Below are 22,971 nucleotides of genomic sequence, written 5' to 3' on the forward strand. Positions count from 1 at the left end.
ATTCAATGTGATATGTGTTCGCATTCGACCCTATAATAATTGATTTATTAGGTGTTGTTCTCAAGCTTATTGAAGTCCTTGCAAATATTCATAAGTGATATTTTCTTTTGGAATTATTTGCATTGTGAAAGTATGTTTTACGGCATTAGGATCAACATCTAATTTAGCGAATTCTTTAAATGAGAGGTAGGCTAATTTCCCATCATTTACAGCAAAAATCATGTTTTCTAGCCCTTGTGCAATTTGAATTTTAGTTTTAGGGAATCTTCGAAGTCCATTAAGTTGCCTGGCTGCAACAGCAACATTGGTGAGTTCAAGATGATCTCCGTTTACGTCAATAAATTTTGCCACTATCCATTGCGGATTTCTTCCAAAAGGTCTGTCGCAGTTCCAAGTACCAAAACTTTGAATATTGAAACTTCTCATTACTTCATCGGTTAGTTCATTATCTTCAACTCTTTGCGCTAACCTTTCTTGATACTGAATTTGTTGTTCTTCGTTCAATTGAATTTGTTTTTCAATATCTCTTCTTATTTCATCATTCGCTGCTATTCTACTTTCGATTAATTCGTTGATTTCTTTGATCTTTTCGTCATTTAAATCACTTAATCTTTTATTCTCTTCCTCAATTTCTTTGTTGGTTGCGATGTTTCTCATTTCTAATTTTCGGTTCTCTTTTTCGAAAGCTTTATTTCTTGCTTCGACTAGAGTGTTCAACCTTAGTATTCTGTCATATTCTTCTTTCGCTAAACGGCCTCTTTCAACCCTGTTTTTAAGTTTTCTTTTGTATTCTGCATTTTTTCTTTCAAAGACCAAAAGCGCTTTTTCATAGTCATCTCCTTCTAAAACGGGTCTTGCGGAGTAGGAAACACTTTTATTTATATTTTTGAAATTCACAGTGTATAATCCATTCTTATTTCTTTTTACTAATTCGACTTTATGCCAAAGTTCATTGGCATCACTTGGGTTGAAAGCTGTTTCGTTGTGATCCAGTTGAAACTTTAAATTGTTAAAAATCATTAGTTCCTCAAAAGAATTAGGATCAATTTCGATTTCTATAATTGGACTTTTATTGTTGGCTTTTTCAGGTTTTAAAGGTTTTACTAAATTTTTAACATCTTCTTGAATAGGAGAGTTCAAAACAGTAGCGGTACTCATTTCTTTGAATTCCCAGTTTCTCTTAACGGTGTCTAAAAAGTAGATGCCATGTTTGTTTGATGAATTCTTACTCGCAAGATTGATTTGAGGATTACTGTTGGGATTCACAAATACAGGATTTTCATCTTGGAAAGCCAATACTTCGCACATTCCAGATGATTCGAAATCATATGATACACCTGCAGAGTCATATTCGAGGGGAATTCCAGATAAATAAAAGTCCATTGGATTCGAAAATTCGCGATATTTAATGTCTACTTCTCCTTCGATTACGTTGCCGTTTTCATCAACAAATGAGTTTGACGGAAAAATTAAAATACTTCCAGATTCATGAAATACTGTATCTCCTTTAAATGCGTCTACAGCAAATTTTGAAAATGGCACATCTGCATTAGGGAATGGTGGCTGAACAAAACGTTTGATTTCAGTTTCGGAAACTACTACAAGTTCCTTTTCATTTTCTTGAACACAACTAGTGAAGGTTAACACTGCAATACAGAATAAAAAACAATTAGTTTTCATACATTAATAGTTTAGCTCATGTTCATGAAGTTGAACATAAATGGTTTTGAAATGTGCTTTCATTAAATGAAAGACTTTGATAAATATTGGGTTTGTTTTAAAAGGTATTATTCAATTGGAACTGTTCTTCTGCCACTATAAAAATAGAAGTAATTTTTCTTTTCATCTTCTTCGGCTTGATCAAAACTCTTTAATGCTTTTGGTGTTTGGTAATCAAAATCGCATACCACAAAACAGGAACGGCTCTTTTTAGCAGTTTTTCTTAGCATTTTGATTTCTTTTTCCGTTAAATCTTCATATGAATTTACACCTTCTCTTTTGGGAATTCTATCATAGGTTCTAGGGTTATACATAAAATCAACTTCATTATAAAAAGTGATTTCTTTTGAATCACATTGAACTTCGCGAAAAGTTGCTTTCTGTGAAAAGGTTTGGAAAATGCAAAAAGTAATTAGGACTAAACTTAAAACTGCTTTTTTCATAAGATTGTGTTTTTTAAAATAACGCTACTTTAATTAATTGGTTACAGTTTTTAATACAAACTAAATTTATCTTAATAATTGTTCGTTGGAAAGCTTTAATAAAAAGTTTTTAAGCCATAATCTAATTCAGTAATTTCCTTATCTCCCTATAATTATTGAAGTTAACATTGAAAACTCTTATGTATGCATTGAAAATTATTCAAGTCGCTGTATTTCAATGAAAAATAAATTAAAGATGTATCCTTACTTTATTGTATTATTGTAAAACTTTTGAGCAATCGATGTGTTAATACAGCATTAAAACCCTCTTACAAAACTATGTTAAGTTATTCAATTTATCGAAATGAAAACACCACCAAATGGGTGACTTTTGTTCATGGAGCAGGGGGAAGCAGTTCTATTTGGTTTCGACAAATTAGGGCTTTCAAAAGTGAATTCAATATTTTATTGATTGATTTACGTGGACATGGTGAGAGTCAGGTTCCAGTGAAGCAAATTAGTAATGAAAAATATACTTTTCAGGTTATTTCGAATGATGTTTTAGAAGTACTGGATCATTTAAAAATTGAAAAATCACATTTTATAGGAATTTCTTTAGGGACAATCTTAATTCGTGATCTGGCAGAAAGAAACCCTGAAAGGGTTGAAAGTATGGTGATGGGTGGTGCGATTCTCAAATTGAATGTACGTTCAAAATTCTTGATAGGATTTGGTAATGTCTTTAAATCAGTTGTTCCGTATATTTTCTTGTATAAACTCTTTGCATTCGTGATTATGCCAAGAAAAAACCACAAAGTATCTCGTTCGTTATTCGTTAAGGAAGCAAGAAAATTATATCAAAAGGAATTTAAAAGATGGTATAAATTAACCACTGAATTAACGCCATTGCTGCGATTATTCAGAATGAAAGACATCAATATTCCAACACTTTACATTATGGGAGAACAAGATCATTTGTTTTTGCCATCAATTAAGGAAGTGATTTCAAAACACATGAGCGCCCAGTTGCACGTTATTCAGAATTGTGGACACGTGGTGAATGTTGACCAACCACTTGAATTTAATAGTAAGGTCATTTCATTTTTGAAGTTGCAAAACAGTAATCAGTAGAGAGTAATTTGTCTTGAGTTTAGAGCGTCAAAAGCTCTTATTCCTTTCAGTTTATCGTAATTGTCTTTTTCTTTTGTTCGCAAAAAACAAGATGAAATAAATAAGTGGGAGAAAAGGGAAGACGAATGAAAAGAGAATCCATAGAAATGATTGAAACTTAGAACTTGAGCTTTCTAATTCTGTTTTTATTAGGAAAATGAGCAATGAAAGATAAATTAATCCTCCAAAGATCAAGATTAAATTGCTTGTTGTATCACTTAGTATGAAATCCATTTTCTAGTTTTATCGTTGATTACAAAGGTAAACAAAAAAGTACTGAGTATTGAGTTTGGAGTAAGAAGAACTCAAACTGTCTCCTCAATACTCTCTCCTCAGAACTCTCTACTGACTTAACGCATTTATCTAGCCATTGATCTTGTTCCCACAATAAATGAAGGCTACTTTCTTTTGGTAAAATCACCAATCTTACTATTATTCCCAATCTATTTAAATCATTTAATAAGTGGTTGAAACCACTTTTGGATAGCTCATAGTTTAATTTAGTGAGGGATGAATCCCTCACCAATTGATTTTAGGCAAAGAATGGAAGTCCTTAAAAATAAATAGATTATTAGAATTTAAATGCTATGAAATAGTGATAAAATATTCTCAAATTTTTTTTGAAAAGAAATGCAATTGATGCGGGATGAATCCCGCATTCAAAGGAATCCAGAACTAGCCTTCTAGCCGTTTCAACGGCTTGAAAATGACGTTGTATAAATTATAAATAAAGTAAATGCTGTGGGCGTTTAAAGTTTGGTATACTACAGGAAAAGTAAACAATTAAAATAAAAAACCTCCAACTATTTAAAGCTGAAGGTTTTTAATTTTAGAATTCAATTATTAATTATTCTTTACATATTTCTCTAACCACTGATCTTGTTCCCACAACAAGTGAAGAATGCTCTCTTTTGATTTATAACCATGACTTTCTTTTGGTAAAATTACTAATCTAACGGTTGCTCCTAAACCTTTTAATGCATTAAAATAACGCTCACTTTGCATTGGATAAGTTCCTGAATTGTTGTCTGCTTCACCATGAATTAATAACAATGGATATTTCATCTTATCAGCATTCATAAATGGCGACATTGTATTGTAAACTTCTGGAGCTTCCCAATAATTTCTCTCCTCACTTTGGAATCCAAATGGCGTTAATGTTCTGTTATATGCTCCACTTCTTGCGATTCCAGCTGCGAACAAATCACAGTGAGAAAGTAAGTTGGCTACCATAAATGCACCATAAGAATGTCCACCAACAGCAACTTTGTTTCTGTCAATATATCCCATGTCGTCCACAGCGTCAATTGCAGCTTTTGCATTGGCCACGAGTTGTTCGATGTAAGTATCGTTTGGCTCTTCATCTCCTTCACCAACAATTGGGAAAGAAGCATTGTCCAAAACAACATAACCTTTTGTTACCCAATAAATCATTGATCCATAATACGGGAAGGTGAATTTATTTGGGTTTTGGGTGTTTTGTCCAGCATTTGCTTTGTCCTTGTATTCTGTTGGGTAAGCCCAAATAATCATAGGCATTTTCTCTTTACTTTCTTTATCATAACCAATTGGTAAATATAAAGTACCAGATAAATCTAAACCGTCAGCACGTTTGTAGTCAATTACTTCTTTTTGAACGTTTTGAATGCTTACGAAAGGATTTTTGAAGAAAGTAATTTGCTTTAATTTGTTGCGTTTAACATCTCTAAATGAGTAGTTTGGGTATTCCGTTGGAGATTCTATTCTCACCAAAAGTTGATTGTTTTCTAAATCATAATCTTGTAAGTTTTCAATTTTATCTGTGTATTTAGATTGGTAAACTCTTTTGGTTTTAAAATCTTTCAAATTAAGTTGGTCCAAGAATGGAAATTGACCTTCTTCAGAGTATCCATCACCTAATAAATAAGCGTTATCTCCTGAAAGCGCGATTACACTTCTTCCTAATTCGTTTCTTTTCGTTACAAAACTTCCTGGATCGCTATATCTATCTTGGTAACTTCTGTCTGATAAAATTCGCGGTTCAACTGATGCATCAGAAGGGTTGAAAACATATGATTTCGTATTTCGAGTGTTAATCCAATAATCACTTGCTACGGCTACAGAATTACTCGCCCATTGAATACGGCTCAATCTGTTTATTGTTTTAATTAAACTTCTTTCACTTCCATTAAAAGGGGCATCCATTTCGAAAGTTTCATCTCTGAAAGGAACTTCATTTTCAGGATCTCCTCCATCTAGTGCTTTTGTGAAAATTAATGTAGCTGGTTTGTCACCTCTCCAAGAAAAGTTTCTTTTTCCTGTTCTTACGGCCATGAATCCTTGAGGTAGATCTTCGATTAATGGAACTTCTAATACTGTTTCCACCATTTTTCCATCTTTGGTGTAAATTGTTGTTTTTGATGGGAATCTGTAATAAGGAACTAAGTAGGAGAATGGTTTTTCTATTGTTTCAATCATTACGTAGTTTCCGTCTGGTGAAAAATCAACAGAAGAATATAAATTACTTTCTAGCCATTTTACTGCGCTTCCATCTAGACTAATTTTGTAAAGTGTTGATAGCGCCAATTGCTCGAAATTATGTTCATCATTTTTATTGCTCAATAAATCTTGGTAAGTTCTATTTTGTGCTTTTTTCCCGTCATTTACTGAAATAGTTGGACCTGTAGGAACCGCTGTTTTCGTATTGATGAGGTCTTGCTTTTTTTCTGAAACTAGTTTTACTAATAATGAATTTCCGTCATCAAACCAGTTGATCACATCACCAATATTAGCATTAACATTGTCTTCTGTTAGTTTCTTAGCAGTTGCAGAGACTAAGTCCATAACCCAAACTTCAACTCCATTTGAAGTGGTGTTGGTAAAGGCCATTTTCTTTTGATTTGGCGACCATTTGAAATTTGTGAGTTTAGCATTCTCAGGTAAGTTTTTCACCTGAATGATTTCACTGTTTTTATCCTTTAGTTTTTTTACTTGAAGATTATTGTAATAATTTACACGACTTCCAATGTTCGTTTTTGGGTCGATACGTAAACCTCCCAATCGTAATTCCTCTTGAGAAAGTTCTTCAATAGAACCGTACATGTTTCGAGAAATTAAAATCATGAATGTTTTTGATTCGTCCATTAAAACGCTTGGCGCAAGTGACACATCGACTAAATCTAAAATTTCTTTAGATGGCTTTTGATAGGTTAATCCTTCTTGTGCGTTAACGCTTAAAAATGAAAGGAATACAAATAGAAATGAAAATGTTCTCATAGGAGCTGAATTTTTGTTTGTGATAAATTTATTGTGGTTCTAAAATAGTGAATGTTAATTGATAATGGTGATTTGGAATTGATAAATCATGTTTGGATTATTCGAGGAGAATTCTGCCGACCCAGTAATATTTCAATTGATTTGCAGTTAAATCAAAGCTGGTAAGTCTATTTTTGTATTTGCCATTTCGCTTATAAGGATTGTTTCGATTATAACCATGACCATTTATAATGATAGAATGAGGAACCTCAATGAGCTTTAGATTAAATTTATACTCCTCATTATTGATAGTTAAAGTAATATTCTTAGGTGGAGATTTTATTTTTTTAGTTTTCAATTTTCTTTCAATTCTATTCGGTATGGAATCTCGTTTATCATTTTTCAATTTGTAGGATAATCGGGTTTCAAAAGTTGAATCGGGTGGTTGAGTGTTGAAATATTCGAATTTTTGAATAAGGAGCGTATCAATCTTATAAACGTTTTCAAGAACAATATAACTCCCTTTATTATCAACAGGTATTTTAACTTGTGATGAATCTGAATCAATGTATAAATTCCCCGTGAAATTTGGAAAGTCATTTATCTTGTAAGAAGAAGTTGAATTATCATGAGATTCATTAAGTTCTTCGACTTTGAATTTTAGAGATGTTTCATACTTATCAAAAGTCACAATAGTATCAATTTGAATGTAAATTGATTTCGTTTGAGAATTAGAAAAGAAGCTGTACGTAGTAAAGTTGAAAAGAATGAATGATATTTTGAGGAATGTTTTCATGATAGTTCAATTTATAAATTTAGCTCTCTAGTTTTAATTTGATTTATTCTTGAATCTTTAATTTTACCTACAAAAATGATATCGGTAGATTTTACAATCTTAGCGAAACGTTCTCATACTCAATGGGAATAAACATCAATTGTTTTTATAGTTTTTTCTTAGCGATTTATATACCACCAAAGAACTCAGCAAACTTAGTGAATTCTTTGTTTCCTCAGGGGATAACCTTACAAAACAAACCTTTCAAAAATATCCTCCAATTCTTTTTTAGGATCTACACAAACACCAGTATGAGTAGGAGAACTGTGAATAATCGTACTTCTTGTGGCAACTAACCATCGAAAACGATCGGGCATTTCCATTTGTGCAATGGCATTCTTTTTCGGATTCGCATTGCAAATATCTACCCAAGCTTTTAAGTATTCTTCGAGTTCATTTTTACTATATTCACTTTTATATGCTGCCAACTTATCTTCGTCTATATGAAAACGAAGTTCAAGAAATTTCTTTGGTTTAGAATAAAGAATAGCTCCAATATTGAAGAATTCTCCACGTTCAACGAGTGGTGAAAAGCGGATGATGGCATATTCGTATATAAATTTATCTTGCATCTTGAGCTTCTTTTACGAGTACATCAATTAATCCCAATTTTGCCATCATATATTCCAAATAAGCTGCACGTTTTTCATCTGGATTCAAGGTGTCTTGTTCATCTTCTAACCATTCTTCCGGAATAGCTTGAATAATTTCTTTAATCCTTTCTTCACTCAAATATTTTAGAATTTCCTTCGCAGCTTCATCAAGTTTGCTTGCTTTTTCCAATAAAACATGGTCTTTTATCATTGGGAAACTGCGGGTAAGATGGTTTCGCCAATTTTCCCAATTGTGGTGGAAATAAAAACTAGCACCATTATCTATAACCCATAATTCTTTCTTCCAAATCAATATATTTGGATTTTTAGTTGTTCTGTCAATGTTTGAAATCAAACTGTCCAGCATCACGATTTTAGAACAAGTCATTGCGTCAACTATCGAAGCTAAAGGATCGTAAGTGATGGCAGCAGGTAAGAAATGCATTCCCAGATTTAATCCAACACTGAATTTCAGTAAATCTTGAACTTCTTCATCTGGTTCCATTATCGAAAATGAATCATCGAGGTTCATAAAAACCAATTCCGGCATTTTTAAACCAATTGCTCTTGCCAATTCTCCTCCAAGAAACTCGGCAATTAGTGCTTTTTTACCTTGTCCTGCACCTCGAAATTTAATGATGTAAGTGAATTCATCATCGGCCTTTACGAGTCCAGGCATTGAACCACCTTCTCGTAAAGGACTTATATATTGGACGACATCAACTGTGCGAATATCAATTTTGTGCATAAAACGATTTGTTTTGGAATATTGATTTTAACTGAGCGAAGATAATGAAAAAGTAGGAGGATAGTTTTGAGAATATTTAAATTACTTTTTTAACAATGATGAAGGACGATTTGCAAATCGTCCCTACATTGGTAATTATTTACAATTCGTAAATCATAATTGACCTATCTATATTTCCCTGCGTTTTTTTCTAATTTCGACATATATTCCTCCCATCTTTTGTCGCTATGCAAAGGTTTTAACCTTTCGTCATTGATAAAAGAACCATTTCCACCTAGTTTAAATTTATTGGCCAATAAATCTAATTGCTTGAAGGCTTCTTCATTGTTTCCTGCTTGTACTAAAATAGGAACAGACCTCATTCTAATGTTATGAGTGGCTCTAATTAAACCTAAATCAAAGGCTTTTAAATAAAGTTCGTTGGCTTCTTTAAAACGTTTCTCGTTAGCTAATTCTTTTGCTTCGTTGGCTAATCCGTTAAATTTTGAGCGTAAAATTTGATCTTCAATTCTCTCAGTTAATTTTTTCTTTTCTCCTTTTGAAAGTTCTTCAGTTTCTAACAATTCAAGGGCGTTTTTACTTAATTCATTGCTGCTTTGGTATTTTCCATAACGACTCAAAGTCGAAGCGTGATTTAAAATTAATCCTGCGTTAATGTTTTGTTTTTCCTTAGTGAAAGCTTCTAATTCCCTGTAATAATTATTTAAATTCTCAACAATATTAACATTTGTGTCAGATGCTAATTCTATGAGTTTATCATCCAATAAAGCCAATTTGGATGACACAGCGAGGTAACCTGCATCAAATGTTTGAACAAAGGTCGTCATGTGATTGGCCTTCTGTAGTAAATCATATTTCCAATACATGTTTTGTAAATTCGCCTTTTCAACGATAGTATTGAGGTTGGCTAAACTGTGTTGAAAACTTTGCTCCATTTCTCCTTCAGTTCCAACAGATGTATAAATAAAGCGATTATTTTCCGGGTTTTCATCAAAAAACACCTGTGCATCTTTAAGAATTCGCTCATTTTCCATTCTTAAATTTGGACTAACCGCTATCACTGCATCAAAAATTGAGTTTTGCTTTATGACTTCATTGATTACAAATGTGCCACCAAGGGAATGACCGATACCGATATTGAGGTCTTTCGTTCGGTACATTGAATCGACCATTGGCATTACCTCTGATGCTAAAAACAATGATAGTTGGTCGGCATTTTCAATTTTATCAGACCGTGATTCTTTTTCCGTAGGAACAAATTCACCCCAGCGATTTTCTGAGTGAATTCCAACGATAATCATTGGAACACCTTCGTCTGTTTGTTCATAATAACTCATGATTGAACTCACCATTGTGAAGTAAGGTTCAAATTGACCATCGAAAATATAAGCTACAGAAAATTTCTCGGTTGACTTTTCTTCAAAATAGGCATTTGGATGAAAAATAGAAATGGTTCTTTCTTTATCGAAAACTTTTGAGTCAATTTTAAAGTCAAGTGGTTTGCCTTGTGATTGTGAATAAGCGAAATGTGAAAATGAAAAAATGCAGGCCAGGAGTAAATATCTCATAAAAGTAGTTTTGTAGTCAATAACCCAAATATAAGGGTTTGGTTACACTAAAAAAGATAAAAACTGAATCATATGTAAAGTTTGTTTGACATATTGTAATAATTGTTTTACTTTCGTCGAGAATTAAATTAATAATTATGAAAGTTAAATACCTGTTTCCCAGTAAATACAAGAAGATTGGATGGATTATTCTAATTCCATCATTCATTTTTGGTCTAATCTCTTTTATCAATGGAGGATTTGCACCAGAATTTTTAACGATTAGCGTTCCTTCAATAATTTCATCGGAATTATTTTCAGAAATGAAGTTTTTTAGTTTGGTAAAGAACAATATTTTGGACGAAATTTTATTAATTCTCGTTATTGTAAGTTCTCTAATGGTAGCATTTTCTAAAGAAAAGACAGAAGATGAATTCATTGCTAAAATCCGACTAGAGTCTTTGGTTTGGGCTGTTTATGTAAATTATGGAATTCTATTATTGTCCATTTTGTTTATTTATGATTTGGCCTTTTTAAATGTCATGATTTTCAACATGTTTACGATTTTACTTTTCTTTGTAATTCGTTTCAATTGGCAACTTTTAAAACTTAAAAAATCGGCTAGTTATGAAGAATAGTATAAAAGTAGAAAGAGCCAAAAAGAATATTACGCAAGCCGAATTAGCGAAGCTGGCCAAAGTAAGTCGACAAACGATCAATGCAATGGAGTTGGGGAAATATGTTCCATCGACAGTTTTGGCGTTAAGATTAGCACAAATTTTCGAAGTGGAAATAAGTGAAATTTTTGTTTTGGAGGATAGTGATTGGGAGTAGTGTAGTTATGTTTGCATAATGGGACGCGGACGACACGGATACTACGGCGGGCTCAGTAGAACTGCAGGCAACGCGGATATTCACGGATTTTTTGTTTGACTCTTATTGTATTGCGGTTTTGTGGAAGTCTCTAAAGAATATCTTCTTGTCAATCAACAGATTCCTTTATCGCCTCAAAAGTCTCAATTGCTATCACCTCAGCATCTTTCACCATGTCTTTTCCTAACCATGATGTCATTTTGAAACCAATTCCTGCTGCAATGACCTGACCAACAAATGGAACCCATTTTGATGCAGATTTTGTTGCCAATGTGGAACCTACTTTCTTTAGTAAAATCATAATTGCCTCTTTTCCTCCGTATTTTGTAGAATATTGAAGAACGATCGAAGCGATAAACTTGGCGCTTTTCTTATCTAAAAATTGAATATTGAAAGCTTGTTGTTCTTTGCCAAGACCGTAAATGGATTGAACTTCTTTTGACATTTTTACAACTAGTGCTAAATCAACACTAATATCGAGTCCTGGAATTGGATTTAATCCGTTGGCCGCCGCCAGAGCTGAATGTCTCATCACTGTTTTTTCAGCGATTCTTTTTTTTTCGTCTAGAATTTTTTGACTCGTAATGTTGATGTCCGCAATAAATCGTTCTTTTTTAAAGCTATTTAGAGAAAAAAAAATATCCTCCAATAATCTACTGAAATCGAATTTTTTCGGATGGTCGGCAGAAGTCAAATAAATCCCATTGACCTCCAATCCTTTGATGTTTTCTTCAATATTTTCGAAAATCTTTTTGTAGGTTGCACTGCCCAAAACACCTCTTTTTAATCCTCTTTCTATGGAAAAGTCGATTTTCGTTCTCACTATGAAGACAGGTTTTTTTATGGCAAGGAGTTCTTTGATTAAGTACAAATCATCTTCAAAGAAGCGATCTGCGGTGACTAAAATTACGCAATCAAATTCATCAATTTTGAATTCTTTAATGTAATCTTCTTTCGGAAAGTTTGATGTTGAACAGCCAGGTAGGTCATAAAATAAAAGTCCATTGCTTTCAATTGGATCTTCGAGGTTAACCGTAGTTTCTATTTCACCAACCTCTGCGATTTCTTCACCAGCAATGGCATTAATTAAGGAAGATTTACCCGTTCCACTTCGTCCAATGATTCCGCATTTGATTTTAGCATTTTTGTAGCTTTCTAAGTCTTTATTAATTTTATTGAGTACCTCTTTTGGGTTCATCTTGTCGATTTCCATATTCATAAAGATAACTAGGATTTGTTTAATATTGAAGTGATTTTGTGAATAAGAGATTTCAGAAATCTTAAAAAAACCTAAGTTGCCATAAATTTCAACTATTTACGCGAAAAGGTATAAGTAAATCCGTCGTAGTGATTGTCGCTTATGTAGAGTTTATCATCTTCTATCGTAAACATTTCATAATCACCATTTAAGTAAACGATAGCTGGTTTTTCTTCGCTAGAGTAAATAGACTCTTTCATTTTTATGCGATACTTCTTTTGACTTTCTTTGTTTGAACCTTCATAAACTTTGAAGAATCCTCTTTCGGTAAATTCTATCCAACTGTCACTGTTGTATTTTGTACTTCCTCCGGCACCGGAAAAACCTCCAGAATCATATTCATACTCCCATGAACCAAACAATTCGCGTGATTCTTCATTTGGTGTTGAGATTTTCTTGCAAGCAGATGTCATAGCCAGTAGTGAAGCGGATAAGAATATAATTAGAAACTGTTTCATGTTTTGTATTTAAAGCTTTAATTGTCAAGTTTGAAGGATAGAAAATTACAATTTTTCAATTGACTTACAAAGGATAATATTTGATTTAACATTTGTGAGTGTTATTAGCTTATGTGTTGATTTCAAATTCTTTTTCACCTTTAGTGAAATTAACAATCCAAGTAGAAATTAAGAATGATGAACAATAAAACATTGTAAATTCGTTTGCAAGAGCTCCATTTATTAATTTGAATGTTATTAAGATCCCTAGAACACCTGCAATTGATAAAATGCCTTTGGTAAGATATGAAGACATTATTTTCTTTGTCAAGAATTTAAAAAGCAAAACGTAAAGTACAAGCCAAGGGAGGGAAAAAAGCACACCAAAGAAAATGAATACTGGCAAATATTGGAAATCAACCCATCCAAAACCTTCATTGAATAATATATGATAAATTAACCATAATAAAGGTCCAGTACATACAGTAAGTGACCATGCATTAAATGGATAGTTTTTGGATATATTTTTTTCTTTCATTTAATTTACTTACAACTCCCATCCATACTAGTGATTTCCCCTTGAATTCGGGATTTATTGTTTAATTCTAATTGATGCGATTCTAATTTAAAAATTTCAGAAGAAAAACAGATTCTATTCATATCACATCCGAATTCTTTTAGTTTATTTTCAAAAAACTTCATTCTTTCTTCAGCTGTTTTTATCCTTTCATTAGGATGAATTGACTGAGTAAACTTTAAACACATTAAAGGATATTCATCCATTAAATCTTTAAACCATCCTATTTCAATATTCGAAAAGCTATCAATGACATTCATTTCATAGTAGGCGCTATTGTCGAATTTATCATATCTATAACTAGTCAGTTGAATATCTATGAAGTATTCAACATTAATTGTAGTATCAGTAGCTTCTCGAAATATATCCAAGGTAGCTTCGTGAAAGTCATTGTGATGGTAACTGGAGGAATATTCTAATTTAGGTTTAAATTCAATTTTGAAACTATAATTCCCTAATGAATCCGTAAAAGTTGAGTCAATGGCTATATCATTTTCATAGATAACGACTTTTACATTTGGAAATGGTGCATTTTCCTTGCTTGTAATGGTACCTGAAAATGGACCAGTATATGATTGGGCGTAAAATTGATTATAAAAGAAAATGAATAAAAAAAGAGTGAGTGCTGATGTTTTCATTTTAGTAATCAAGTCTTGGTTTTACAATAGCATTTAAAAAATTAATTCTACATTAAAACGGCAACACTTATTAAGTATTGCCGCATATCATTCTGAGCATATAATCTTATTAATTTTAGCCTTTCAGTTCGCTGTCTCTCAACTGCGCAACAAGTTCTAATGCTTCTGGAATCACATCACTGCTAATGACAATTAATGAACCATCTTTTGCGTTTTCCACAGCGTGAATAATAGCATCTTTTTCTGATGGAATAATTGCTGTTTCCATATTTGAATTTTCTTGGTTAATTCCTTCAAGAACCATTTCGATAATTTGATTTTCAGTTTTTCCACGTAGATTTTTGTCTTGTCGAATAATGATTTTATCAAACATCGTTGCAGCAACGCTCCCAATTTCTCTGTTGTCCTCCAAACGTCTGTCACCAATTCCAGATATAATACCCACTTTTTCACTTGAATCAAATGAATCTACGAATTGTTTTAATGCACGCATTCCGGCTGGATTGTGAGCGTAATCAAGTAGAACATTGAATTTCTTAAATTCGAAAAGGTTTAATCTACCTGGTGTTTGAGTTGGCGAAGGAATGAAAGTTTCCAAGGCTGCTTTTGTATCTTCAATGCTAAACCCTTGAATATTCGCAGCTAAAATTGCAGGTAAAACATTCATGATCATAAATTCTGCTTTTCCTCCGTAAGTCAAAGGAATATTTTCAGCCTTCATGATACGCATTTTCCATTCTCCTCTACAAAGTGTAACATAACCGTTTTCATAAATGGCTGTAATTCCACCACGTTTTTGAAGGGCTTTAATGTGACTATTGTTTTCGTTCATTGAAAACAAAGCCAAATTACAAGTGATATTTTTACGCATATCATACACCAAAGGATCATCGGCATTCAAAATAGCGTAGCCAGATGGTAAGACAGTTTCCGGAATAACTCCTTTCACTTTCGCCAATTGTTCAATTGTATGAATACCTTTCAAACCAAGGTGGTCAGCAGCAACATTCGTTACAATTCCGATGTCACACTTCTTGAATCCTAGACCAGCACGAAGTAAACCACCACGTGCACATTCTAATACAGCGAAGTTTACGGTTGGATCTTTGAGAACGAATTCTGCGCTGGAAGGACCAGTACAGTCACCCGTCATTAAAAGTCTGTTTTGAATATAAACTCCGTCACTGGTTGAGTATCCTACACGTTTTCCGTTCATTTTTGCAATATGCGCAATTAAACGGGTTGTGGTTGTTTTTCCATTTGTTCCTGTAATAGCAATAATTGGAATTCGACCTGTTGCTCCTTGTGGAAATAACTTGTCGATTACTGGAGCTGCTACATTTCGTGCTAAACCTTTGGAAGGAGCTAGGTGCATTCTGAAGCCAGGACCTGCATTTACTTCTAATACCGCTCCACCCGTAGCATCAAGTGGTTGAGAAATATCAGTTGTCATGATATCAATTCCACAAATATCTAAATCAATCAATTTAGATATTCTTTCGCACATTGAAATATTTGCAGGATGAACAATATCTGTTACATCTTCTGAAGTTCCTCCAGTCGAAAGGTTTGCAGTATCCTTTAAAATTAACATTTCGCCTTCAGGAATTACACTTTCTAATGTGTAACCTGCTGCTTTTATAATTGTTTTTGTAAGTTCATTTGTGGTGATTTTGGTCAGAACATTTTCATGTCCATAACCTCTTCGGGGATCAGCATTAACTTCATCAATTAATTGTTGTACGTTTTGTTTTCCATCTCCGATAACATGAGCAGGTGAACGCAATGCTGCGGCAACAAGTTTGTTATTTATTACTAGAATACGATAATCAACGCCAGTAATGAATTTTTCAACAATTACTGACCGTGATACTTCTTTGGCCGCATTAAAGGCTACTAAAGCTTCTTCATAATTTTGGATATTTACTGTAATTCCTCTTCCATGATTTCCATCAATAGGTTTAATTACTAAAGGAAACCTTACATAATCACATGTTTCTTTTAATGATGATTCCTTCCTAATGATTTCACCTCTTGGAACGGGAACTTCAGCTTGTTCGAGAATATACTTTGTGTCTTCTTTATCGCAAGCCAATTCAACTCCAATACTACTTGTTTCGCTGGTAACCGTTGCTTGAATTCGTTTCTGATTAGCGCCATAACCCAATTGACAAAGAGAATATTTGTTCAATCTGATCCAAGGAATATTTCTTGCTTCGGCTTCTTCGATAATAGACCCTGTGCTTGGTCCAAGTCTCACAGCTTCGCGCAATTCGCGCATTTCTTGAATATCAGCTTCTAAATCATACGCTTCACCACTTATTAATGCTTCGCAAATCGCAACAGAACTTTTGGCAGCGAAACGCCCAACTTCCTCTTCCATGTAATTAAAAACCACATTATATACCCCTTCTTCACCATAACCACGTGTTCTTCCAAAGCCTACATTCATCCCTGCAAGAGTTTGAATTTCAAGGGCGATATGTTCAATAACGTGTCCCATCCAAGTCCCTTCGTCAACACGTTGAAAGAATCCTCCTGCAGTTCCTATAGAACAACGATGACTATACATGTCAGGAAACATGGATTCTAACCTTTCACGAAAACCTTCTACTTTGTTGGTAGGTTTTTGTTCCATATCTTCTAGGTCGAGAACCATAACTATTAATTTATGACGACGAATTGACCAATAATTTGGTCCGCGCATAGCATTTATACTGCGTATATTCATAAGTGTAATTTTAGTATTTTATCGAAGATTTGTTAAGTATTTCTTAAATATATGGTTTTGATTGAATAAATACATCTATTTTTGACCTTTTGTAAAATATTTTTTTGAATGGACGATAGTTGCGTTAAGGGTATTCTTATTCCAATTGGTGGAAATGAAGATAAAGGCAGTAGAAATGAACTAGAAGAGGCTTATAGTTTTGATTTTGTGGGTGATGGAATACTTTCTCACGTTGTTAAACAAGCAGGAGGATTAGAGGCTAAAATAGTTGTTATTCCCGCTGCATCAAGCATTCCTGAGGAAGTTGCTCAGAATTATATTGATGCTTTCGAAAAATTAGGATGTACTAACATTCATATTCTTCACATTTTAAAGAAAGAAGATTCTGAGAATCCTATAAACATTGAGTTAATTCAATCTGCCAACGCAGTGATGTTTTCTGGTGGTAATCAATCTAAGATTACCAAAAAGATGTTGGGAACAACAATTCACCGTGTGATGCTGGATAAATTTATAAATGAGCCATTTGTAATCGCTGGGACAAGTGCCGGAGCAATGGTTATGTCGCATCAAATGATCGCTGGTGGAACAAATAAAGATTCTTTTAGAAAAGGGGTAGTGGATATGGGGAAAGGATTAGGTTTCATTCCTGAATTGATTATTGACTCCCATTTTATTCGTCGCGGTAGATTTGGAAGATTGACTGAAGCGGTGGCAAAATTCCCAGATTTAATTGGTGTTGGTTTAGCTGAAGATACCGGGATTATTATTAGAAATAAACGCGAATTTCAAGTTATTGGTTCGGGTATGGCAATAGTTTTTGACTTAAGAGAAGCAACCCACAATTACCATGAAATTTTAGAATTTAATACACCAATGACTGTTGTAGGAATGAAAACTCATGTATTATCTAACGGTGATAGATTCGAAATTGATACAAGAACGATTAAGGTTTTGCCGATGAATGAAGCTTTTGTTTAGAGCTGGTGTAATTTTGTAATGTTTTCGGATTTTTACCTTGTGCCTTCGGCGAGATTAATCAACGAATCAAATAATACTTTAATAATGGAAAGGACGATTTGCAAATCGTCCCTACATTATATCTTCGATTTATGTTTTACTATTTAAATCATCGAATCTTAAATATATCATCCCATTAACAATTAAATAATTCTAAAACAAAACCTTACCCATAAATCAATACCTCTTTTCTGCCATCTGAATCTCTACATCCTCTGTACATTCCTTCAGTGTTGAAAGGCATTGCGATATCGCCTTTTGCATTTACAGCAATTAATCCACCATCTCCACCAATCTTGAGGATTCTATTGTTGATGACTTCGTTGGCTGCTTTTTCTAAAGAGTAGTTCTTGTGTTCAATTAAACATGCGACATCATACGCAACAACTCCACGAATGAAGAATTCACCACTACCAGTGCAGGAAATTGCGCAAGTTGCGTTGTTGGCATAGTTTCCGGCACCCACCATTGGACTATCACCAATTCTACCAAATTTCTTGTTGGTCATTCCACCAGTGCTAGTGGCAGCAGCGATATTTCCATTTTTATCACAGGCTACTGCCCCCACAGTTCCAAATTTTGAATCTTTAGATTTTGAATGATCCAATTGAAAATCATCTGTGTCTTTTATTTCTAGCCATTGTTTGTGACGGAGTTCGTCATAAAAGTAGGAGTCAAGTTCTGTTGTGTAGCCGTTCATTTTGGCAAATGTCATAGCTCCATTGCCTGCCAAGAAAACGTGTTCGCTTTTTTCCATTATGTCACGCGCAAGGCTAATGGGATTTTTAATTCCAGAAATTAAAGAAACTGCACCTGCATTTAAATCTTTACCTTCCATAATAGACGCGTCCATTTCATGTGTTTCATCGGCAGTGAATACACTTCCTTTTCCGGCATTAAAAAGAGGAGAGTCTTCTAAAATATTGACAGCGGTTTCTACAGCATCAACAGATGATTTTCCGTTTTCAAGTGCGGAGTATCCCGCGTCAAGTGCCTTTTCTAGATCCGCTTTATATCTTAACTCTAATTCTGGAGTCATCATACCTTTTACGAGTGTACCAGCACCTCCGTGAATTGCTATGGAAAATTTCATTTGTAGAATTTATGTTATTGTATAACAAAGTTAGGAAATCGATCGAAAGTATTAGAGATCATTTCCGAAAATTAGTTGCTAAATTAAAGGCATTGAAAACATCAATCTTGACTTTCATTTGAATTGTCTTCATTGCGTAAGTCATCAATTTTCTCATATTTTACTTGCCTGTTTTGCCAGCGGTCACGTGCATATTTCTGCATATCGGGAACGGTATCTTTTTCGTCCATAATTTCCAAACCGAGCAAAGTTTCAATTATATCTTCCATAGAAACAATACCATCCACACCTCCATAGTCATCAACTATTAGTGCGATATGGTCTTTTTTCTCCAACAAACTTTCCCAAAGTGAAAAGAGAACAGTTGAATTTGGAACTTGTAGAATCGGGTGTTTTAATTCTTTTAGCCTTAAGTTTTGCTTTCCTTCAGCCAAATGTTCAAAAACTTCCTGTCTCATGACATAACCTGTGATGTCCTCAGTGTTTTCAGAATAAACAGGAATTCTTGAGAATTTTAGATATTCCTTGTCTTTCAGAAACTCTTTCAAATTCATTTTTTCATCGGCAAAAGCCACTACAACTCTTGGAGTCATAATTTCTTTAACTTTTATATTTTTCAACCTTAAGATATTCTGAATTATTTTATTCTCTTTCTTAGAAAACAAACCTTCTTCAGTTCCAATACTCGCTAAAGCAGCTATTTCTGCTCTACTTGTAGTGCCCTCAATTTCCTTTTTAGAAAATAATTTTGTAATTAATGCAGAGATAATCACAAATGGGTAGGTAATGAAAATTGTTACTTTAATGACTTTGTAAACTGGTTTTGTCAATTTATTCCAATATTGAGCCCCAACAGTTTTTGGAATAATTTCCGTTAAAAACAAAATCAATAAAGTTAAGACTGCAGAGATAACACCAAATGCTGCTTCCCCAAATACTTTTCCCGCCTCGGCTCCAACACCTGCTGCACCTACAGTATGTGCTACAGTATTTAGGGTCAAAATAGCCGACAATGGTTTGTCGATATTCATTTTTAGATCGATAAAAGATTTTGCCCAAACTTTTCCCTCATTTTGTTTCACAATAAGGAATGATTGAGGAGTGGAGAGCAATACCGATTCCATGATTGAACACAAAAATGAAATGAATAAAGCAATGAATAAATAGACAAATAATGCTACCATGTTGAAATTCGAGTTTCTTTTGTTTAATAGTTTAGAATAATCTAAAAATACAAAATCTATGAAAGCAAGGACTTAAACAATGTAGATAATCTTAAATAGAAGTAATTTTTAACAGAATTAAATGTTTTAGAGTTCGCTTAAAAACTTCTTTCAACCATTCTTTTGGGTTCCTTTTCTACATCCATAATGATTTCGAAGTCAATGATCCCTAAAACCAAATTTTCTTTAGTGACCACATCTACTCTCCAAAAACCTGGTTTTATATTGTTCTTGTATGTGTAACCTCGGAAACCATCATCACGACCACCAGTTATTCTGTAACTTATGTTATCTACAACTTCCCATTCCTTAGAAGTTTCGTTAAACCATTGCCAACGGTGAAAAATTGCTTTCGATATTTTGGTGGGTGCAAAAATTGAAGTAAATACAAATACACTTTCATTTTCTTGATGGATGTATTTTATTCTGTGATCTCTCCAAAATACAAACCAATCATCTCGTTCGTAAGTCACCAAAAAATCGCCGTTTTTACGTTCTACATTATGAGCAACGATACCCGCTTCTAATGCTAATGGAACAGGAGGGATGAGGTTGGTGAAATAAAACAAATTGATGGTTCCATACATTACAAGAATTATGGTGATCAATTTCCTGATACGAATTTCCAATCTTGTGCTCGGACTTTTCCTATAAATTATGGTGATTAGGGTTAAAGTAGTGATCAAACTCACCAACCCAGAAATTAGAAAAACAGTTGTATTCATCTGTTTTATGAAAACGGGAATCATAAAAGTGAAAAAGGTGAAGCTGACAAAAAAATAGACGCTAAACTGCAGGTATTTATTTGAAATACGTTTTTTTAGTAACTCATTGGCGAAAAGTAAAACCAATAGAATAACAAAGAATGCTATGGTTTTCGACAAAGAAACGCTCCGTGAAAAGTAAATTACATAAGCGCTAGATAGTCCTCCAAAGAAAAATTGAATTGCTAAAGGCAAGTAAAGTTGATAAGGTTCGAAAAAGGTATTTCTCCATCTTCTGTCACCAACTCTGTTATAGAGATATAGCGAGATGGTTAGTAAGAACATATATAAACTTAACACCGTTATGTCGTACAATCGATCAATTCTTCCGAGAGTCAGGGTGTCAAAAATAAAACCACCGACAAAGAAAATTACTGGTGCATATTTACTATTCCTTCGAACGAACTTTCGAAAGCGGCTTTTCTTATATTTTTCTATTACTCTGCTCATGCCTATATTGAAGTGGTTGAAAGTAGGTAAAAAGAATGTGATTGTGAGAAAACAGAAGTTGATTTTATCAGTGTTTAACAACTATTTCCCGAACCATTTAACGGCATACTCTAAAACATTTTCTTTCACTTCAATATTTGGAGATACTGGTTCAAAAATATCTGGATTTCCATTTGCCCCAATATCGTAGGTAGAACTAACATAAATTGACGAACCAGAATGAGGTAAAATAAAAGTTAATTGTTCGCCAAAATCATTTGTATATTCTCCTGTTGACGTCCCAACCAAAGTACTTAGCTTATATGTTTTTACGGCATCAGCTAGGAAATTTGCACTTGAAAAGGTACTGGGACCAATTAAGAAACACGTTTTTCCGGAAAAGTAGTTTTTTGGTTTTTCTGGATGAACCATTTCATCGGAAAAATCGTTCAAAATAGATTGGTTTTCTAGGGCATAATACGCTGACATGAATTCCTCTCCAAGAAATTTTTCGTAATTGTTTTCTTTGTACGCTTTCTTAGATTGTTCACTTACTTTCCAATATCTTCCGCTTGATTGTCTATATTGTTTTTCGGTAATGTAAGACAATAAAAGATCATTTAAATCCGAATTTCCTCCACCATTTTGACGAATGTCAATAATGAGCTTGTTGATGTTTTTCTCTTTTAATGCTTTGAAAGTTGATTTTGTGAATTTTTCAAATGCTTTGTAGTCTTGACATTTATTGTAAGTGATTAATCCAATATCGTTTCCTAAAATTTCAAAAGTATAGTTCTCGATAATTGACCCTTCATTTATAAGCTCCAAAAGTTCAGAAATTGCTAGTCCAGGGGATATGTACTTTCTTTCTGAATCAACAAAATCTATAGCATAAGGAGCTGAAATCTTTTGGTTATAAAATAGAAGCAAAGGAAAGATTATTTCTGTATTTGCATTTTTGTATGTTGGTATTCCTCCAATATATGACATGCATTCGTTGTATAAATCTACAATGGAAATTCCGTTAATCGATTCTATTTTCTCTCCTATTTTTATTTCAGATGTCGCTGATTTAGTTACGATAAAACTTTCTAAATTATCAGTTAGTTTTCCAGTGAATGGAATATAAATAAAGTTTTTTAATTCGGGAATAATGCTTTCATTCTTCCAACTCATCGAAGTGTGTCCTCCGCTCATGAGTGCCACTAATTTCATTGCTACGGGAATAAATTGCCGGTAGGGAATAGAGTCAGGTGCGAATTTATTTATTAAATCTTTTTTATTTCTATTAAAATACTCCTTGCTAGTCATGAAGTAAGGATTGTAATGAATTTCTTCAATGTTTTTGATTAAAAATTCAATATCCTCAATTGCTTTTGAAGTAGAAATGTAAGTCATTTTTTGACTCAAAGTTAAATTTGAGATGAAAATAAATGAAATTACAATTGAAATTACGGTTTTCATTTCTGCTGATTTAGATTTATGAAAAATATGCTATATCAGATAGACGATAGATTTATGATAAAGTATATTTTAATGATTGAAAAAATAGGATTATAGCTTGTCTCTCTTTTATCATTAAGGTTTAATTAAACTCAATTACGAATTTTTAAATCCACGAAAGTCGTTTATAATCCGATTCCTATTGGATAATATTTAC

At 33.4% G+C, this 22,971-nt stretch carries 20 protein-coding genes; 4 read left to right on the forward strand and 16 right to left on the reverse strand.

Features of this window, described 5'->3' with window-relative positions:
* Positions 1-66: 66 nt before the first annotated feature.
* Positions 67-1,680, reverse strand: coding sequence for a hypothetical protein (locus C6368_RS08145; protein WP_107038692.1), 1,614 nt, complete (start codon positions 1,678-1,680; stop codon positions 67-69).
* A gap of 107 nt (positions 1,681-1,787) precedes the next feature.
* Positions 1,788-2,162, reverse strand: coding sequence for a hypothetical protein (locus C6368_RS08150; protein ID WP_107038693.1), 375 nt, complete (start codon positions 2,160-2,162; stop codon positions 1,788-1,790).
* A 318-nt stretch (positions 2,163-2,480) separates the two neighbouring features.
* On the opposite strand from C6368_RS08150, the gene C6368_RS08155 reads away from it, so the two are divergent.
* Positions 2,481-3,272, forward strand: coding sequence for an alpha/beta fold hydrolase (locus C6368_RS08155; RefSeq protein ID WP_107038694.1), 792 nt, complete (start codon positions 2,481-2,483; stop codon positions 3,270-3,272).
* 882 nt (positions 3,273-4,154) lie between these two features.
* Here the strand turns inward: C6368_RS08155 and C6368_RS08160 are convergent.
* The 5 genes from C6368_RS08160 to C6368_RS08180 all read right to left on the reverse strand — a co-directional run bounded on the left by C6368_RS08160 (position 4,155) and on the right by C6368_RS08180 (position 10,289).
* Positions 4,155-6,566, reverse strand: a complete 2,412-nt coding sequence (locus tag C6368_RS08160; protein ID WP_107038695.1) for a S9 family peptidase — start codon at positions 6,564-6,566, stop codon at positions 4,155-4,157.
* 97 nt (positions 6,567-6,663) lie between these two features.
* Positions 6,664-7,341: a hypothetical protein gene (locus C6368_RS08165; protein WP_107038696.1), complete on the reverse strand. Its 678-nt coding sequence runs from the start codon at positions 7,339-7,341 to the stop codon at positions 6,664-6,666.
* A gap of 227 nt (positions 7,342-7,568) precedes the next feature.
* Positions 7,569-7,952 carry a DUF3037 domain-containing protein gene (locus C6368_RS08170; RefSeq protein WP_107038697.1) on the reverse strand — a complete coding sequence of 128 codons (384 nt, stop codon included), beginning with the start codon at positions 7,950-7,952 and terminating at the stop codon, positions 7,569-7,571.
* Positions 7,942-8,721 (reverse strand): HipA family kinase, encoded by a 780-nt coding sequence (locus C6368_RS08175; protein WP_107038698.1) that lies wholly within the window; start codon positions 8,719-8,721, stop codon positions 7,942-7,944. The genes C6368_RS08170 and C6368_RS08175 overlap by 11 nt, the downstream gene beginning before the upstream one ends.
* Positions 8,722-8,885: 164 nt before the next feature.
* A complete protein-coding gene (locus C6368_RS08180; RefSeq protein WP_107038699.1) occupies positions 8,886-10,289 on the reverse strand; it encodes an alpha/beta hydrolase in 1,404 nt (467 codons plus the stop codon).
* 137 nt (positions 10,290-10,426) lie between these two features.
* Here C6368_RS08180 and C6368_RS08185 point away from each other — a divergent pair, with 137 nt between their 5' ends.
* A complete protein-coding gene (locus C6368_RS08185) occupies positions 10,427-10,906 on the forward strand; it encodes a hypothetical protein (RefSeq protein ID WP_107038700.1) in 480 nt (159 codons plus the stop codon).
* Positions 10,896-11,102: a helix-turn-helix transcriptional regulator gene (locus C6368_RS08190; protein ID WP_107038701.1), complete on the forward strand. Its 207-nt coding sequence runs from the start codon at positions 10,896-10,898 to the stop codon at positions 11,100-11,102. Before C6368_RS08185 ends, C6368_RS08190 begins: the two co-directional genes overlap by 11 nt.
* Before the next feature lie 148 nt (positions 11,103-11,250).
* On the opposite strand, the gene C6368_RS08195 is transcribed toward C6368_RS08190, so the two are convergent.
* The 5 genes from C6368_RS08195 to cphA form a co-directional block, all read right to left on the reverse strand.
* On the reverse strand, positions 11,251-12,354 hold the full coding sequence (locus C6368_RS08195; protein WP_159038512.1) for a GTPase: 1,104 nt from the start codon (positions 12,352-12,354) through the stop codon (positions 11,251-11,253).
* Positions 12,355-12,452: 98 nt separating this feature from the next.
* Positions 12,453-12,857: a hypothetical protein gene (locus C6368_RS08200; protein ID WP_159038513.1), complete on the reverse strand. Its 405-nt coding sequence runs from the start codon at positions 12,855-12,857 to the stop codon at positions 12,453-12,455.
* Between the two features lie 109 nt (positions 12,858-12,966).
* Positions 12,967-13,374, reverse strand: coding sequence for a hypothetical protein (locus C6368_RS08205; protein ID WP_107038704.1), 408 nt, complete (start codon positions 13,372-13,374; stop codon positions 12,967-12,969).
* A 5-nt stretch (positions 13,375-13,379) separates the two neighbouring features.
* Complete coding sequence (locus C6368_RS08210; protein WP_107038705.1) at positions 13,380-14,051, reverse strand: carboxypeptidase-like regulatory domain-containing protein; 672 nt, start codon at positions 14,049-14,051, stop codon at positions 13,380-13,382.
* 115 nt (positions 14,052-14,166) lie between these two features.
* On the reverse strand, positions 14,167-16,782 hold the full coding sequence (gene cphA, locus C6368_RS08215) for a cyanophycin synthetase (protein ID WP_107038706.1): 2,616 nt from the start codon (positions 16,780-16,782) through the stop codon (positions 14,167-14,169).
* Positions 16,783-16,890: 108 nt separating this feature from the next.
* Between cphA and C6368_RS08220 the strand changes: the two genes are divergently transcribed.
* Positions 16,891-17,763, forward strand: a complete 873-nt coding sequence (locus C6368_RS08220) for a cyanophycinase (RefSeq protein WP_107038707.1) — start codon at positions 16,891-16,893, stop codon at positions 17,761-17,763.
* A 205-nt stretch (positions 17,764-17,968) separates the two neighbouring features.
* Here the strand turns inward: C6368_RS08220 and C6368_RS08225 are convergent, their stop codons facing one another.
* The 4 genes from C6368_RS08225 to C6368_RS08240 all read right to left on the reverse strand — a co-directional run bounded on the left by C6368_RS08225 (position 17,969) and on the right by C6368_RS08240 (position 22,775).
* Positions 17,969-18,895 carry an isoaspartyl peptidase/L-asparaginase family protein gene (locus tag C6368_RS08225; RefSeq protein WP_107038708.1) on the reverse strand — a complete coding sequence of 309 codons (927 nt, stop codon included), beginning with the start codon at positions 18,893-18,895 and terminating at the stop codon, positions 17,969-17,971.
* 101 nt (positions 18,896-18,996) lie between these two features.
* Positions 18,997-20,079, reverse strand: a complete 1,083-nt coding sequence (locus C6368_RS08230; RefSeq protein ID WP_107038709.1) for a CNNM domain-containing protein — start codon at positions 20,077-20,079, stop codon at positions 18,997-18,999.
* A 137-nt stretch (positions 20,080-20,216) separates the two neighbouring features.
* Positions 20,217-21,332: a DUF2914 domain-containing protein gene (locus C6368_RS08235; protein ID WP_107038710.1), complete on the reverse strand. Its 1,116-nt coding sequence runs from the start codon at positions 21,330-21,332 to the stop codon at positions 20,217-20,219.
* An 81-nt stretch (positions 21,333-21,413) separates the two neighbouring features.
* Positions 21,414-22,775 (reverse strand): S41 family peptidase, encoded by a 1,362-nt coding sequence (locus tag C6368_RS08240; protein WP_107038711.1) that lies wholly within the window; start codon positions 22,773-22,775, stop codon positions 21,414-21,416.
* Positions 22,776-22,971 lie beyond the last annotated feature (196 nt).

This window comes from Brumimicrobium mesophilum, assembly GCF_003025005.1.
GTDB lineage: Bacteria > Bacteroidota > Bacteroidia > Flavobacteriales_D > Crocinitomicaceae > Brumimicrobium > Brumimicrobium mesophilum.